12 protein-coding genes and 2 tRNA genes are annotated in these 16,214 nt (G+C 64.3%); 4 read left to right on the top strand and 10 right to left on the bottom strand.

The annotated features are described in order from the left end of the window. Positions 1 to 47: 47 nt before the first annotated feature. The 4 genes from M3P36_RS00345 to M3P36_RS00330 all read right to left on the bottom strand — a co-directional run bounded on the left by M3P36_RS00345 (position 48) and on the right by M3P36_RS00330 (position 4,745). On the bottom strand, positions 48 to 1,541 hold the full coding sequence (locus tag M3P36_RS00345) for a tannase/feruloyl esterase family alpha/beta hydrolase (protein WP_249698019.1): 1,494 nt from the start codon (positions 1,539 to 1,541) through the stop codon (positions 48 to 50). A gap of 30 nt (positions 1,542 to 1,571) precedes the next feature. After that, positions 1,572 to 2,075, bottom strand: coding sequence for a hypothetical protein (locus M3P36_RS00340; RefSeq protein WP_249698017.1), 504 nt, complete (start codon positions 2,073 to 2,075; stop codon positions 1,572 to 1,574). Next, on the bottom strand, positions 2,072 to 3,796 hold the full coding sequence (locus M3P36_RS00335; RefSeq protein WP_249698014.1) for a MoaF N-terminal domain-containing protein: 1,725 nt from the start codon (positions 3,794 to 3,796) through the stop codon (positions 2,072 to 2,074). The genes M3P36_RS00340 and M3P36_RS00335 overlap by 4 nt, the downstream gene beginning before the upstream one ends. Positions 3,797 to 3,878: 82 nt before the next feature. Continuing rightward, the gene (locus M3P36_RS00330; protein ID WP_249698012.1) at positions 3,879 to 4,745 is read right to left on the bottom strand and encodes a mechanosensitive ion channel family protein; all 867 of its coding nucleotides are present in this window, start codon (positions 4,743 to 4,745) and stop codon (positions 3,879 to 3,881) included. A gap of 95 nt (positions 4,746 to 4,840) precedes the next feature. Between M3P36_RS00330 and M3P36_RS00325 the strand changes: the two genes are divergently transcribed. After that, positions 4,841 to 6,460 carry a lysine--tRNA ligase gene (locus M3P36_RS00325; RefSeq protein WP_249698010.1) on the top strand — a complete coding sequence of 540 codons (1,620 nt, stop codon included), beginning with the start codon at positions 4,841 to 4,843 and terminating at the stop codon, positions 6,458 to 6,460. A 10-nt stretch (positions 6,461 to 6,470) separates the two neighbouring features. Further along, positions 6,471 to 6,992: a DUF1003 domain-containing protein gene (locus M3P36_RS00320; RefSeq protein ID WP_249698008.1), complete on the top strand. Its 522-nt coding sequence runs from the start codon at positions 6,471 to 6,473 to the stop codon at positions 6,990 to 6,992. A gap of 6 nt (positions 6,993 to 6,998) precedes the next feature. Here the strand turns inward: M3P36_RS00320 and M3P36_RS00315 are convergent, their stop codons facing one another. The 3 genes from M3P36_RS00315 to ettA form a co-directional block, all read right to left on the bottom strand. Continuing rightward, positions 6,999 to 7,676, bottom strand: a complete 678-nt coding sequence (locus M3P36_RS00315; RefSeq protein ID WP_249698007.1) for a prolyl hydroxylase family protein — start codon at positions 7,674 to 7,676, stop codon at positions 6,999 to 7,001. Between the two features lie 113 nt (positions 7,677 to 7,789). Then, positions 7,790 to 8,755 (bottom strand): RcnB family protein, encoded by a 966-nt coding sequence (locus tag M3P36_RS00310; RefSeq protein WP_249698004.1) that lies wholly within the window; start codon positions 8,753 to 8,755, stop codon positions 7,790 to 7,792. Between the two features lie 186 nt (positions 8,756 to 8,941). Then, complete coding sequence (gene ettA / locus M3P36_RS00305; RefSeq protein WP_249698002.1) at positions 8,942 to 10,615, bottom strand: energy-dependent translational throttle protein EttA; 1,674 nt, start codon at positions 10,613 to 10,615, stop codon at positions 8,942 to 8,944. 321 nt (positions 10,616 to 10,936) lie between these two features. Between ettA and M3P36_RS00300 the strand changes: the two genes are divergently transcribed. Next, a complete protein-coding gene (locus M3P36_RS00300; RefSeq protein WP_249697999.1) occupies positions 10,937 to 11,767 on the top strand; it encodes an outer membrane protein in 831 nt (276 codons plus the stop codon). Positions 11,768 to 11,970: 203 nt separating this feature from the next. Further along, the gene (locus M3P36_RS00295; RefSeq protein WP_249697997.1) at positions 11,971 to 14,592 is read left to right on the top strand and encodes a G8 domain-containing protein; all 2,622 of its coding nucleotides are present in this window, start codon (positions 11,971 to 11,973) and stop codon (positions 14,590 to 14,592) included. A 95-nt stretch (positions 14,593 to 14,687) separates the two neighbouring features. Here M3P36_RS00295 and M3P36_RS00290 read toward each other — a convergent pair. The 3 genes from M3P36_RS00290 to M3P36_RS00280 all read right to left on the bottom strand — a co-directional run bounded on the left by M3P36_RS00290 (position 14,688) and on the right by M3P36_RS00280 (position 16,193). Beyond that, positions 14,688 to 14,764: transfer RNA gene (locus tag M3P36_RS00290), tRNA-Pro, on the bottom strand. 38 nt (positions 14,765 to 14,802) lie between these two features. Next, positions 14,803 to 14,878: transfer RNA gene (locus M3P36_RS00285), tRNA-Ile, on the bottom strand. Positions 14,879 to 15,203: 325 nt separating this feature from the next. Continuing rightward, the gene (locus tag M3P36_RS00280) at positions 15,204 to 16,193 is read right to left on the bottom strand and encodes a polysaccharide deacetylase family protein (protein ID WP_249699000.1); all 990 of its coding nucleotides are present in this window, start codon (positions 16,191 to 16,193) and stop codon (positions 15,204 to 15,206) included. Positions 16,194 to 16,214: the final 21 nt, after the last annotated feature.

Raw genomic sequence — 16,214 nt, 5'->3', positions numbered from 1 at the left:
AGGGGCGGCGACCCGGTCAGGGATGCCGCCCCTTCGCACGTCCAGAATCAGGTGCGGGGAACGCAGCTCCAGCCAGCAGGATCATTGGCCTCGCCCTGGCCTTCGAACCGGGCCACATTGGGCCAAGCGCAATGCGGACGGGTGATCGAGCCATCGGGCTTGGAACCGATCAGGCGTTCGGGTGCAGTGCCGCTTTCGACCCAGTCATCCATCGCGGAAACGTAATCCACCAAGTCGGCGCCCGGTCCCCCGCGGCAGTGACCCACGCCGGGCAGGGTGAAATAGCGGAACTGGTCTGTTGCCGCCGGATTTTGCGACATCACGGCCTGGGCATATTCGAGCGAGCCGACGGGGCTGGGGCCGGCATCGCTTTCGCCGTGCCACATCAGCAGGCGTCCGCCGCGTTCAAAGAAAGCCGAGAGGTCGGGGTTTGCCGCCTCGTACATCTGCGCAAAGGGGCTGGCGCGCACGGCGAGGTAGTTGGCATCGTTGAAATTCGCCAGGGTTACAGAATTGCCCTGCCCGAAGAACAGCGGGAAAAGGTTCGCCAGCCCGCCGCCGCCGGTCGGATCCTGTCCGGTGCCATCGGTGCCGACGAACATGGCCCAGCTGGCCTCGCCGCCGCGCCGCATGGGGTGCATGGCCCAGCTTCCATCGGATGCCCGCACGCCGTCATAGGCGGTTTGCAAGGCGGTGACCTGCGGGGCCGACAGGCACTGCGCGGTCTTGGCACCGGAGCATTGGAGGGATGACGGTTGCCAGCCGCAGCTCGCCGGGTCGTTGACGATGCTGTCCTCCAGCCCGTCTGCCGCGTCACACTGGGCGAGGACCGAGGCCTGCACCAGTTGCAGGTCCGCTTCGCTGAACCCGCCCGCCGCAAAGGTCTGGTTGCGGAACACGGCGCTGGTCTGGACCTGCAGGGTATAGACCGGCGCACCGGCAATGATCGCGTCGTAGTCGTCCGGGTAACGCTGGGCCTCCATCAGCGCCATGCGGCCGCCGGTGGAACAGCCGTTGAAATAGGCGCGGCGGTGTTCCTGGCCATAGAAGGCGGCGGCGACGGCCTTGCCCGCCACGGTCATTTCGTGGATTGCCCGGTGGCTGAAATCGGTGGCACTTTCCGGGCGTTCGGCCACCCAGCTGTTGGCCCAGACATCGGTGCCCGCGTTGCCGCCATCGGTCTGTAGCGTGGCATAGCCCTTTGCCAAGCCATCTGCTGCTGCCATCAGCGTGACATTGCCCGCCCAGCCACCGCCACCGATGCCCAGCAATTTGCCGTTCCATTCCGCCGGCAGGCGATAAACGACACCCAAGGTTGATCCTTCGGCGGGGGCGAGCGTGGCGGTCACTTCGCAGAACGCGGGCGCACCCTCGGCTGCGTCCACCCAGGTCGCGGAAGCGTTTTCAACCCCCAGCACCGAGGTATCGAAGCTGATGCAATCCTCGGCGCTCGACATGATGGTGGCGGGTGCTTCTCCCTCGCCCGTGGTGCAGGCGGCAAGCGCCAGCGCGGTCAGGCTGACCGCTGCAAGTGTCCTCATGTCCATTCTCTCCCTCATTCGCCTCTATGGTCAGGCGACATGCATTGTGCGAACCGTCCAGCCTTGCCCGCTACGTTCCAGCGCAAGGTCGAGCGTGGCGGATGTGGTATTGGTGGCGGCGGACTGTCCCTGGAACCGCGCCATGCGCTCGATCGTGGTGTCGCCCGCAAAAGCCAGCGAATGCTCGGCCAGGCAGGCGAGGCGGCAGGTCGCGGCAGAACTATCAGCCGCCAGTTCCACCACCATGTCGGCCGCCGGATCGGGCCGGATCGCGCTCAGTTGCGGGTCGAGCCGGAAGGCGTCGGCGCAGCGGGCAAGATCGGCGCAGGCCTGGACCCCGCCATCGTTGAACCGAAGCACGACCTTGCGGGCCAGCTCCTCGATCGCCGCACGCGTTTCCAGCAGTGACAGGCGCGCGGCGCTGTCATCGTCGCTGGCTGCCAGCACGGCAGATGGGGCGAGGACGGCGAGCGGCGTGGCGGCGAGAGCGCCCAGCTTCAACATCGATCGGCGATCTGTCTGGGGAATAGTCATACCGCATATCCTCCGCGCTTGTTGCCAAGGTACTTTTCGACGTCGAACCTGCCCGCCAGCCGCGCATAGGCGCCCACCGGGCTCATGCTCAGGCCGTTTTCCCCGCAATGATAGCCGATGCCGCTGTCATGCATGGTGCGCAGGTTGATCAGGATCGTGCCCAGCGTGCCGTTGCAGGCTTCCTCCTGCCAGCGCACAAAATAGAGCTGGTCGCGGATCTTCACGAAATCGCCGCTGCCGCTCCACTGCGCGCCGCCGTGGCCCGATGGCGTGAAGATGATCCAGCTGACCGTGTTGGGGCTGGAATAGAGGTGCATCGAGGTAAGGCCCGGCGAATAGGACCAGGTGAGGCAGGAACCGAGCAGGTCGTTCGTCCGCTCGTGCCGGGCAGTGCCGGGATCGGGAATGCCTTCACCCACCAGCTTGCCGAACCAGGTTTCCGCTCCCGCCTCGTTGGCGAAATAGGGTGTGTTGAGGTAGCCGCGGAAGCAGGTCGCCTTGCCGTTGTCAAAATCGGCGACGACCACGTGGCCATCGTGATTGGGCTTGCCTGCCAGCAGGTGTCCGAAAATGAACACGCCGGGCATGGTTTCCCAGGCGTTGTAGCGTGCCGTGGTCCAGCCTCCGGCCCCGCCTTCGCGCCATTGCAGCTCGTCATGGCCGGTAAAGCGGTATTCCACCTGCGGCCCGCCGTCATAACGGACGGCGAAGTTCCTGCCCGACAGCGCGCGGCTGGGGGGCAGGCCGTGGCCCGCCATGGCGCTTGCCCGGGCGAAAACGTGGGTTTCGGCGGCGACGGCGGCGCTCACCTCCGCAGGGGTCATCTTGTCCATCGTTTCGAGCGGGCGATAGACCCGGCGCGCGCCCTTGGGTCCGTCGGGCATGGCCAGCGGATCGCCGCTGACATCCTCGAAGGCCATGAAGTTGGCGATTTGCCCCAGCCATTCGCCGGTGCCGCGGAACATATAGTATTCCAGGTTGTCGAGCCCGTCGAAACCCAGCCGAAGGCCAACCGATTGCAGCCGGTTCGCGTCCATCACATACATTTGCCACAGGCCGGAAAACTCCGCCTCTGTACGGGTGTAGAGATACAAGTCCTCGGTCAGCTTGATGTAGTCCGAAGGGCCCGAATAGCCGCGCCCTTCGGCGATGCGGTCCAGCTCGACCCAGTGCGAGAAGGCGGAGGAGGGGTAGTAATCGACCGTGCGGTTGCCGGTATCCTCCGCCCACATGATCGCCCGACCCTGTACCCGGCCGGTCGGCATGTGCAGCTCGCCTTCCGGGCGGGCGCCGCCTTCGATATGGCCGTGCCACACCGCGCGGTTGACCTCGCGGTTGGTGGGGGCAGGGCCGCCTCCGAACCACAATTCGAACACCGTGGCGCGGTTGTCGTGCCGGTCCCAGGCGATGGCATAGCCGCGCGTGGTGCCGGGAACGAGGTGGGCGATCAGGGTGATGTGATCGACTGTCAGCGCGCCATAGCGGCCCGGCTGTTCGCCTTGCAGCGTCACCTGCCGGTCAGGCCCGAAATTCCATGTCAGTCGCGTGCCGTCTGTGGCGACGAAGGCCAGCTCTTCGCGGGTGAGCTGCTCCAGCTCCGCCGCGCCGCCCGGACCGCCGAGCGCGGGCGCGCGCAGGGCGGCGGCCACCTGGTCCAGCGACAATGCGGTGTAGTCGTACCGGAACAACGGCACGTCATCGGGATAGGCTGCTTTGGCCATTCCTCGTCTCTCCCCTCAACTCTCGATGGGGAGACTGCCACAGCCCATTGTCATCGCCAACCGGCTAAAATGTCGCAGGTTGTCAGGCCGCCTTGCGAGGCCGTTCCAGCGGCAGGCTCTCCTTGAAGGTGTGGGTGACATAGGGGAACGGGATCTCGATCCCGGCCTGGTCGAGCGCGGCCTTGATGGCGAGGATCACTTCATGGCGTACCACCAGGATGTTGTTCTCCTTGGTGTTGGTCCACCAGCGCACGTTGAAATCGACCGAGCTGGAATTGAATTCGCTGCCGAACACTTCCACCGGGCGACCCGGCACCAAGGCCGCCACCGAGGCGACCGCATCGTGGATTACCGCGGCGGAGCGTTCCAGGTCGCTGTCATAGGACACGCCGACCACCATGGAATCGCGCCGTTCGGGCGCATCGCTGAAAATCTTGACCGGGTTCTTGAACACCGTCGCGTTGGGGAGGATCGTCAGTTCGCCCGAAAACTGGCGGATGTGGGTTTCGCGCAGGGTGATCTTCTCGACATTGCCGGAAATGCCGTCGGCCTCCACGTAATCGCCCAGGTTCATCTTGTCGCGCAGCATGATGAGTATGCCGGCCAGGAAGTTCTCGAAAATGTCCTGGAAGGCAAAGCCGATGGCCAGCGCGCCGATGCCGAGGCCGGCAATCATTCCGGCAGGGGTAAAGCCGGGGATGGCGACCGCGGCGGCCAACAGCAGGCCGATGATCCACACCGCCACCCGCACGAGCGTTTCCACCAGCTTTTGCAAATCGGGCCGCAGTCTGGATCGTCCAGTGAGCATTTCGGCAATACGCACGGCAAAGCGCGCCACGATCCAGGTCAGGAACACCACGACCAACGCCAGCACCAGTTGCGGCAGCAGGGCGACAAACCCCAGCGCCATGGTGTTGAGCTGGATTTGAAGCATTTCGATATATTGCACGGGGCCGGTTCTCCTGCAGTCTTCGGCGGGCGTGGTCAGGATTGGCGGCATTCGCACTTGCGAAAGACTGGTCTTTGGGCATAGGCCCCGCGACCATGTTCGACGAAGCCCTGATCTCAGCCGCCCGCACCTCGAAGGCATGGCCCTTCCAGGAAGCGATGAAACTCGCCAAGCGGTTCAACGGTTCCAAAAAAGGCGCTGACGGGACGGTTGCGCCCGTGCTGTTCGAGACCGGTTATGGCCCCAGCGGCCTGCCGCATATCGGCACATTCCAGGAGGTCTTGCGCACCACGCTGGTCCGCCGCGCCTTTGAGATCGTGGCCAGCGTTGACGGCCTGCCAGCGCCTACGCGGCTGGTCGCCTTCAGCGATGACATGGACGGGTTGCGCAAGGTGCCGGACAATGTGCCGAACAAGGCCATGCTGGAAAGCCACCTCGGCAAGCCGCTGACCCGCATCCCCGACCCCTTCGGCACGCACGAGAGCTTTGCCCACCACAACAATGCGCGACTGCAGGATTTTCTTGACCAGTTCGGGTTCGACTACGAATTCGTCTCGGCATCGGATCGCTATAATTCGGGCGCCTTCGACGAGGCCTTGCGGCAGGTGCTGCGCAAGTTCGACGCGATCCAGGCGATCATGCTGCCGACCTTGCGTGAAGAGCGCCGTCGCACCTATTCGCCGGTCCTGCCGGTCAGCCCCACAAGCGGCGTGGTGCTGCAGGTGCCGATTGAAGTGCTGGATGCAGAACAGGGTATCGTCCGGTTCGAGGACGAGGGCCGCACGATCGAACACTGCATTTTCGGCGGGCAGGCCAAGCTGCAATGGAAGGTCGACTGGGCCATGCGCTGGTTTGCGCTGGGCGTCGATTACGAGATGTGTGGCAAGGACCTGACCGACAGTGTCACCCAGTCGGGCCGCATCGTCGAGGTTCTGGGCGGCCGCAAACCCGAAGGCATGATCTACGAGCTGTTTCTTGATGCCAATGGCGAGAAGATTTCCAAGTCCAAGGGCAATGGCCTGTCGATCGAGGAATGGCTGACCTATGGCAGCGAGGAAAGCCTGGGACATTACCTCTATGCCAATCCGAAAAGCGCCAAGCAGCTGTCGATCAGCGTGATCCCGCGCGCGGTGGACGAATACTGGCAGTTCCGCGCGGCGATCCCGGGGCAGGACTGGAGCAAGCGGCTGGGCAATCCGGCCTGGCACCTGCTCCATGCGGCGAACCATGATGCGGGCGCAGGAGACAGCCTGCCAGTGAGCTTCGGCCTGTTGCTGAACCTTGTCGGCGTGCTGGGTGCCGGGGCGACACACCAGCAGGTGTGGAATTACCTTGGCAACTACATCGGCGATGCCGACCCGGACGACCATCCGGACCTGTACCGGCTGGTGGAAAAGGCGCTGGCCTACAACCGCGATTTCGTCGCGCCCACGCTGCAGCGCCGCGCACCGAACCCGAACGAGGCGGATGCGCTGCGCGAACTCGACGCTTTCCTTGCCGGGACCGCAGAAGGTACTTCAGCCGAAGATATCCAGAACATGGTCTATGAAATCGGCAAGAAGCCCGAGCACGGCTTTGAAACCCTGCGCGACTGGTTTCGCGCCTTGTACGAGACCCTGCTCGGCAGCGAACAGGGGCCGCGCATGGGCAGCTTCATTGCGCTATACGGCGTGGCCAACACCCGCCGCCTGATCGCCGAGGCTTTGCAATCATAGGATCTGCCCGATGAGCCATGATGCCGATCCCCGTCACCTCGCCCGGGAACTGCTGGGGCGCGATTTCGACGACCTGGGATCGGACGAGCAGCGCGTGCTGCAGCGGGTGGCAGCGGGGACGTTCACCGGCATCGATGCCGACGAGGCCGCGCAGGCGCACGCCACGCGCGGCGAGAGGTTGGCCGACAAGGTGGCTGCCGTGGGCGGAAGCTGGGGGTTCATCATCGCCTTTGGCGTGGTGCTGTTTGGCTGGATGTTGCTCAACACCAGCCTGCTTGAATCCTTCGGGCTGGGTCCGTTCGACGGGTACCCGTTCATTTTCCTCAACCTGATCCTGTCGATGCTGGCAGCGGTGCAGGCCCCGATCATCCTGATGAGCCAGAACCGGCAGTCAGCCAAGGACCGCATTACCGCGCGCCACGATTACGAAGTGAACCTGCGCACCCAGCTGGAAATCCTGCGCCTGTCACGCAAGCTGGACCGGTTCGTTAGCGAAATGCGGGCAGAACGGCGCGGTCCTGACGCCAAGTGAAAGTGCCTAGCGCCAGGGCTTGGCGCGATACCACTTGGTGATCACATATTTCGCCCCGCGCACCACGGGCCGTCCAGCGTGGATCGTGGCATGGTTGGGCAGGCCCTGGGCGTCGGTATTGTTCCACAGCAGAAGCACACCCGCCTTGGGTTCGATCGCCATGCCCAGATCGGTGAAATCGGTCGTGCCGCCTTCGTCCACATCGTTGAGATAGACCATCGCCGTCCATGCCCGCTGGCCGCCGCGCGCGGTCTCGATCTCCCAGTAGCTGGTATTGGGATGGAACCAGTCATGGTGCGGCTTGAATTCCTGGCCGGGCATATAGCGCTGGCCCTGGATGGTTTCGCCGAAGGTCGGCTCGATCCCCATCAGGTCGTCAATCCGCCGGTCGAGCATCCTGATGAAGGGGTGGTGCGGATCGACATCGCCCGAATAGCTGGTGCGGTAGCCGTCCTTGTACTGCAGGTCGAATACGGTGGAAGGACGCGCGACCTCGTCGATCATGGCGATCATCCGGGCGCATTCCTCGGCATTCATGAAGTCGGCCACGGCGAAGACCTCGGCCTTGTCGGTTGGCACTTTCCACACCGCGGGGTTGGCCGCCAATCGCTCGCGCACAGTGTTGCCCACCTTGCGCAGGGCGGGCTGGTCCTTGCGGAATTCGGGTTTCACCTCGACCGTCATTGCCGCCCTTGTTCCAAAGCGCGCGGTGTCGTGCAACACAAAACCCCCGCCCTCGTTAAGAGAGCAGGGGCTCCTTGTGCCGGCCACTCTTCCGGCACTCGGCCTTGTGGCTGTTACCAGAAGAAGTCGTAGATCACGTCCACCACTTCGCCGCTGTAGGTATCGACCAGCAGCACATCGTCATAATACCGGACCCAGCGATAGGGGCCATAGACGGCGGGCAGGCGGTACTGCCACGGATCGTTGATCCAGTAGCGGCTGCCGAAGAACAGGCTGTCGAGACGGATACCGATGCTCAGCCGGCTGTAGCTGTAGCCACGATAGGGCGTGTAATAGTTGCCCAGGCGATAGACGTTGCGGTTGGAGCGGCGATAGTCGTTCCAATTATAGCGGCGGTCATTGCGCCACGCCTGCCGGTCCCACCGGCGATTGTCGTTGCGGTAATCGCGGTTACGGTTGGCATCTCGGTAATCGCGGTTGCGATTGTTGTCGCGGTAGCTGCTATTGCGGTCGTTGTCGCGATAGTCGCGGCCACGGTTGTCGTTCCCGACCCAGCCACGGTTGTCGTTGCGGTCGTTCCGCCTGTCATCACGACGTTCTTCGCGACGCGCCTCGACCCGGTCGATGGCACGGCTGTCCACCACGCCTGCCCGCTCGCCACGATTGCGCGGTGGCTGGTTGGCCTGGCGGGTGTCAGGGCGGTTGTTACGTTCCGGCGCGCGGACCACTGTGGGAGGAGCCGGGCGGGCCTGGCGGCTTGCGCCCGGATCGGCCCGTTCGATCGGACGACGCTGGTCGGCCGACCGCGGCACGGCCTGGGCCTGACGCTGAGGAGCGGCTTGGGGAGCGGCAGCCTGGGGTGCGGGGGCCTGCCGCTGGGGAGCTGCCTGGCGCTGGGCCTGGCGTTCCGGCTGGGCCTGACGTTCCGCACGGCGTTCGCTACCACGGTTCTCGCTGCGGCCGCGGTTGTCGCCACGGCTTTCGCCGCCCGAGTTGCCGCCGCGCCATTCACCGCGCTGCGGACGGTCCTGCGCCTGGGCGCTGACCGAGATGGCGGGAAGGGCGATGGCCAGGGCCAAAGCCGCAAGCCCACTCGACCTCAGGAGAGATGTAAATGTCATATTCGGCGTCCTCCAGATGTTTACCGCGAGTGGGGCGGTCTGTGAGCACGCTTCTAGGCGAGTCGGTCTGTCCGATATCTGAACCGGCCTGTCAGGTAGCTGTTCATGTTGAGGGCCGGAAGAATGAACGCCCGGCCCTCGCGTTCACCTGGTCAGCTTCTTGTAGCTGAGCGCTGTCGGCCGATCCGCCGCATCGCCCAGGCGGCGCCGCTTGTCTTCTTCATAGGCGGCGAAGTTGCCTTCGAACCACTCGACGTGGCTGTTGCCTTCGAAGGCGAGGATGTGGGTGGCCAGGCGATCGAGGAAGAAGCGATCGTGGCTGATGACCACGGCGCAGCCGGCAAAGTTCTCGATCGCGTCTTCCAGCGCGCCCAGCGTTTCCACGTCGAGGTCGTTGGTCGGTTCGTCGAGCAGGAGGACGTTGCCACCCTCCTTCAGCATCTTGGCCATGTGGACGCGGTTGCGTTCACCGCCGGACAGCTTGCCGACATTCTTCTGCTGGTCAGCGCCCTTGAAGTTGAACGCGCCGACATAGGCCCGCGTGCTGGTTTCGTGTTTGTTGACGGTCATGTAATCGAGCCCGTCGGAGATTTCCTCCCACACGTTCTTGGTCGGGTCGAGGTGGTCGCGGCTCTGGTCCACGAAGCCGAGGTGCACGGTCGAGCCGATCTCGATCTCGCCACTGTCGGGCGTTTCCTTGCCGGTGAGGAGCTTGAACAGGGTTGATTTGCCCGCGCCGTTCGGCCCGATCACGCCCACGATGCCGCCCGGCGGCAAAGTGAAGCTGAGGTTCTCGAACAACAGCTTGTCGCCATAGGCCTTGGTCAGGTTCTTGGCCTCGATCACCTTGGAGCCGAGGCGTTCGGGTACCTGGATGACGATCTGCGCCTTGCCGGGCTTGCGGTCGTTCTGCGCGTCCTGCAGCGCCTCGAACTTGCGGATACGCGCCTTGGACTTGGTCTGGCGGGCGGCAGGCGTCTGGCGGATCCAGGCCAGTTCCTCCTTGAGCGCCTTGGACCGGCCGCTTTCCTCGCGGTCCTCCTGGTCCAGCCGCTTGGCCTTCTTTTCGAGGTAGGTGGAATAGTTGCCTTCGTACGGGAAGTAGCGCCCGCGATCGAGTTCGAGGATCCAGCCCACCACGTTGTCGAGGAAATAGCGATCGTGGGTGATCATCAGCACCGCGCCGGCATATTCCTTCAGGTGGTTTTCCAGCCATTCGACGCTTTCGGCATCGAGGTGGTTGGTCGGTTCGTCGAGCAGCAGGATCGACGGCTTCTGGATCAGCAGGCGGGTGAGGGCGACGCGGCGCTTTTCACCGCCCGACAGGTTCTGCACCGGCGAATCCGACGGCGGGCAGCGCAGGGCTTCCATCGCGATTTCGAGCTGGTTGTCGAGGCTCCACCCATCGACCGCGTCGATCTTGTCCTGCAACTCGCTCATTTCCGCGCCCAGGGCATCGAAATCGGCGCCGTCCTCGCCCATTTCCATGCCGATCTGGTTGAACCGTTCGACCATGTCGGCGGTCGCGCGGGCGCCGTCCTTGACGTTTTCCAGCACGGTCTTGGTGGGGTCGAGTTCGGGCTCCTGCGCCAGGTAGCCCACGGTGATGTTCTCGCCCGGCCATGCCTCGCCGGTATAGTCCTTGTCGATCCCCGCCATGATTTTCATCAGTGTGGACTTGCCCGCGCCGTTGGGGCCGACGATGCCGATCTTGGCACCCTGGTAGAACTGCAGGTTGATGTTCGACAGCACCGGCTTCTGCGCACCGGGGAAAGTCTTGGTCATGTCCTTCATGACATAGGCATATTGGGCGGCCATCGGTCGTCTTTCGTCAGGCAGGATCAGGCCTGGTCAGGCAGGATCGCAGGTTATCGGGATTTGCCGCGCAGATAGGGGCAATGGCCCGCCGGGGCAAGCGTTGCGCACGGTGTGGCCCAAGCGCGCCATGGCACGGGGCTTTCCGCCGGAACGCATCTCATTCGGCACATAAGGGTCATCGAAGCCTGAACGCGCTGCCGGTGTTGTCCACTTGCAACACGATAACACCGATCCATGAAATCGGCCGGATTTTGGAAACCGCCCCGGCTTCGCGCAGTTGAGGGCCAGACGGGAAGGGCAGGGTTACAACGAAAGGTTCTTATGAAATTCAATACCAAACTCGCCGTATCCGCCGCGCTGCTGTGCGCCGCCGGTTCGGCCCCCGCCATGGCGCAGGATGCGTTCACGGGCCCCTATGTTTCGGTGTTCGGTGGCGGCACCAAGGCCGATGACAGGACCGGAGACCGGCTGGAATTCGACACCAACCGCGATGGCGTGTTCAACGACAACGTCAACACCGTGGGCGGTGCCAACGCTTTCTCGCCCGGCTTCTGTGACAGCGACGTGGATGGCAATGCCCCGCCGTGCAACAAGGATGGCAAGGACTGGGAATACGGCGCGCGCATCGGCTATGACATGCGTCCGGGCGGCATGGCGCTGATCGGCACCGTGCTGGAAGTGAGCCGGACCGAACTGGCCGACAGCACCACCGGCTTCTCCACCACGCCCGCCAGCTATACCGTCACCCGCGAGATGGACTATGCCGTCAGTGCCCGTGCCCGGTTCGGCTGGGTGTTCGGCGAAACGGTCCTGGCCTATGCCACGGGCGGCGTGAGCTATGCCGATATCGACCAGACCTTCACCACCACCAACGGCGCCAACAGCTTCACCGAAGTCAACGATGACAAGATGCGGTGGGGCTGGCAGGCCGGCGGCGGCATGGAGTTCGCCCTGACCCCGGCGCTGTCGCTGGGTGCCGAGTATCTCTATTCCGACTATGGCGACGGTGACTACTACGTCGAGGTCGGCCCCGGCACGGCAGGCGCAACCAACCCGTTCCTGGTGGTCGATCCGACCGGCACGGACCTGCGCTCGTCGAACGGCGCGTTCCGCACCCACAGCCTGCGCGCAACGGCTACGCTGCGCTTCTGATCTTCCGATCGGGTGGAATGACGAAGGGGCGGCCTGTTGCAGGTCGCCCCTTTTCGCGTGGCGGGTTTGGCCCCGCGTTACAATCGAATACAATTGGGACGTGGATGTACCCGATACCAGCTTGGCAAAACTCCGCTTCCGAGGCACATTCGTATCCAAATTGAACGAACGGGGCCAAAGCCCCGGCGGAGGGGATTGATACGATGCGTTTGCGGTCCAGCCTGCACATTACAGCCATGCTTCTTCCGGCCACGCTTATGCTCGGGGCCGGAACGGGCGTTGCCGCCCAGGATCACCATGACCATATGGAAGCGGCGGCAGAAGCGCCTGCTGCGGCAACCAGGACCATGCGCTGGTCCGATGCGGCCGCCTGGCCCGATGGCCGCGTGCCGCGCGAAGGCGATGCGGTGGTGATCGCGCGGGACATGGATGTGCTGCTCGATGTCGTTCCGCCGACCCTGCGCAGCCTGACCATCGACGGCAAGCTGACCTTCTCCAACGATCTCGACATCGAACTGGCGACCGACTGGATCTACCTGCGGCGGGGCGAACTGCACATCGGCAGCGAGGAGCGCCCGCACACGGCCAAGGCCACGATCACGCTGACCGACAATGTCCCCGGCGAAGACATCAACACCATGGGCGATCGCGGGATCATGCTGATGGGCGGTACGCTCAGCCTCCACGGTGACCGGGAGCACACCTGGAGCAAGCTTTCAGGCACGGCCGAGGCCGGAGCCACGCGGATTGAAGTGCTGGACGCCAGCGGCTGGCGGGTGGGGGACGAGATCGTCCTTGCTTCCACCGACTTCGACCCGCGCCAGGCGGAAAAGCGCACCATCGCCGCCATCAGCGGCAACGCCATCACGCTCGACCGCCCGCTCCAATACATGCATTTCGGCGAGATCACCTTCGGCGTGGACCAGCGCGGCGAAGTGGGCCTGCTGACCCGCAACATCCGCATCCAGGCGTCAGAGGATTCCCTGGAAAACAATTTCGGCGGGCACATCATGGCGATGCTCCAGCCCGACGTGCGGGTCTCCGGGGTCGAACTGTATCGCATGGGCCAGCACCTGACGCTGGCGCGCTATCCGATCCACTGGCACCTGGTGGGTGAAGGGCAGGGCCAGTACATCCAGAATTCCGCCATCCACAACACCTTCAACCGCTGCGTCACGGTGCACGGCACCCACAACGTACGGGTCGAAAACAACGTGACCTTCGACACGGTGGGCCACTGCTTCTTCCTGGAAGATGCCATCGAGACGGGCAACCAGTTCATCAGCAACCTGGGGATCATGACCAAGTGTCACCCCACGCTGCCGTGCGAGCCGACGCACCTCGGTCCGGCAGGCCTTGCCAGCTCGGCGCCGGGGCGCGGCGCGGCAGGGCAGAGGTCGGAACATATCCTGCTGCCGTCCGACAACACGGCGGCGACCTTCTGGATCACCAACCCGGACAATGTCTATCGCAACAACGTGGCCGCCGGGTCCGACATGGTGGGCTTCTGGTTCGCCCTGCCGATCCATCCCAACGGGGAGTTCCTGAACACGGAGATCGCCGCCAATACCTGGCCCCGCCGGACCCGCGTGCGCGAATTCAGCGGCAATACCTCGCACTCCAATTTCGACGGCCTGATGTTCGATCGCGGGCCGAACCCGGACAACACCTTCAGCGTGGGCGGCAGCAACTACCACTTCCCCACGGTCGATCCGGCAGATCCGAACAGCGAGCCGCTGGTATCGCACTTTGCCGATTTCACCGCCTACAAGAACCGCAACGGCGCGGTGTGGGGCCGGGGCGAACTGCACCTGTTCACCAACCTGCGCGTGGCTGACAATGCCATCGGCTTTACCCACGCCGCATCCGCAGTGGGCCGCGCGGAATATACCTCCAAGGTCGTCGATTCGATCTTCGTGGGAGAAAGCGACAACATCGGAACCCCCACCACCCCGGCAGAGATCGCCTACGGCCGCTCGATGCCGAACGAAATCGTCGATTTCCCCATCCGTGGCTATGAATACTACGACATGCGTCATGATGTGGAGAACACGACCTTCGTGAACTTCCAGCCCAACGACACCCGCGACGCCGGCGCGCTGTCCTACCTGATGTACACCAGCTTCGGGATGAGCACCGGCAATGCGATCGAAGGGGCGACTTTCGTCAATTCCAAGCCGGTCAGCTTCCCGCCCTATGTCCGCCGCTGGGCGTCGGACCTCGGGCGCGGCAACGCCTGGCGGGGCGCGTCGATCCACGACAAGGACGGTTCGGTCGGCGGCGTGCCGGGGGCTTTCATTGTCCTCGACAACGGCATCGCGTCCGATGAAGACGCCTGCGAGATCAGGCCCACCTGGGGCGCGGCGATCTGCCAGGGCGATTTCGGCTTGTTCAACCTTGGCGGCCAGATGGGCTTCGGCGGCGGTCCGATCGCCGATCCGATCATGCTCAGCCGCAACGGCCGCCGGTGGGAATATACCGGACAGACCACAATCCGCAGCGGGGCCGACGTGCGGGTGGAAACCAGCCGGGACGAACTGGCGCTGACCCTGACCGAGATGGACGACGGTTCGTGGGTAATCTTCGAACTGCCTGGCTTCTCGACCCCTGCGGCCGGCGCGGAACTCGCCAGCCTGGATGCGCTGCGCGAAGCGGGCGAAACCGCCTGGTTCAAGGACGGCGAGACCCTGTGGGTCAAGCTGGTGGTGGACAACAGCGCCGGGCAGACCGTAACCATCGGCAGGCTCGGCGCGGGCGTAAGTACGGTCGGTCCGCGCGCCGACGGTGCCTTCGACGCCGGAGCAAACCTCGCCGTCCGCAGGTAGCACCTGCGATACCGTCAAGCAGAAAGCCCTTGGCGAAAGCCGGGGGCTTTTGGTTTGTGGGATAGCCGGGCCCACAAGTGGGCAGACTTGAAGAATGGTCGGGGAGACAGGATTCGAACCTGCGACCCTCTGCTCCCAAAGCAGATGCGCTACCGGGCTGCGCTACTCCCCGAACCGGATGGCCCGAACGATGGGCCTGAATTGCGGCGGTGGTGGGCCCGGCAGGATTCGAACCCGCGACCTAGCCGTTATGAGCGGCCAGCTCTAACCGCTGAGCTACAGGCCCCTGCCACCCAGGGTTGCCCCCGTTCCGCGGCGCGGGACTAGCCGTGCGCGGGGCTGCTGGCAAGCGGCTAGCCGCTCGCACGGTCAGTGACGCGCCGCGAAGGTGCTTTCCTACAGGAAGGGCAGGGTGCCATTCGTGGGTGCGGCTCCTCGAAACTGTCGGAAACAATCCAGCCATTCGCGCTGCTGCAGTCACGCGGGCGCAAGTCTCCCGGCCAGGTGTCACTTTGTCTCTGTCGCATCAAATTACTGGTAAACAAGGACAATCGGGCGAAAACGAAAGTGACAGGGTGTCACTTGTGTCACCTTCGCTGGTTATGCGGGCGTCAGTTGCGGATTACCTGGCCCATCACGTCGGCCAGCGAGGCGGGCTTCACCCCGCGCCGTTCGAGATAGGCGAAGACGGCCCGCCACCAGTCGTAAAGTGAATCCACGTCGCGATCCTCGCGCACATAGGGTGTGTGGCCCGGCCGCAGCGAGGGTGAGTGGAACGAGAACACCAGCAATGGCAGGCCATCGTCGAGCGCGATGTCGATGCCGCGGATCGCTTCGTCCAGGCTCACGCCTTCGGGCGTCAGCGGGATGCGCTCGAGCAGGCCCAGCCGCGCCAGCACCCCGCGCAGGGCCGGAATGCGCCACATGCGCGGGAAGATCAGGTCGCCCTGCCGCCGCAGCATGCCCCAGAACACCGTGGTCAGCGGCAGTTCGAGCAGGGTCTTGGCATCATTCAGCCAATAGGGTTCGAGCGGGAATCCGCGATAGTCCGGGCCGCCACCGGATGAATAGTCGAACAGGGGCCGCACCGAGGTATCGACGGCAAGGCCCTGGTCGGACAGCAGGCGGGCCGTGTCCGGCCCGAGGCCATAGCGTCCGGCACGGTAGATCAGCGGGGCCACGCCGAAGTTCTGCTCGATAGCATTGCGCAGGGCGGCAAACTTGGCCTCCTCCACATGCCGGGGCAGGTTGCCGGCAAAGGAATTGTGCTGTGTCAGCTCCTCGTCGAACGGCGGATTGACCCAGGGGTGCAACTGGACGCCGATCTCGGCCCGGCGAGCCTGCAGTGCTGGGCCGAGGATCTCGGCGGCGAGGCGCGAATTGGCCACCGGCCAGTCGATCAACCAGACGGGCACCACGCCGTGGGTTTCGCAGAATTGCTGGAACTTGGCGAGGCGGGGGACATGGTCGAGCCCGAAGGTGTCACGCCCAAGCGGCTGGTCCCAGTCGAACTCCTCCTCCGTATCCACGGTAAGGAGGAATCGCTGGCCGAAGCCCGGAGCGAACTGTGCCCGGGCGGAGAGTGGAGGTCGCTCCACCAGACTGCGCACGCTTTTTCCCCC

It is taken from the genome of Altererythrobacter sp. KTW20L (assembly GCF_023501975.1).
Lineage (GTDB): Bacteria > Pseudomonadota > Alphaproteobacteria > Sphingomonadales > Sphingomonadaceae > Alteraurantiacibacter.
Note: the sequence above shows the minus strand (reverse complement) of the source record. Positions and strands in the feature narration are given on the sequence as shown.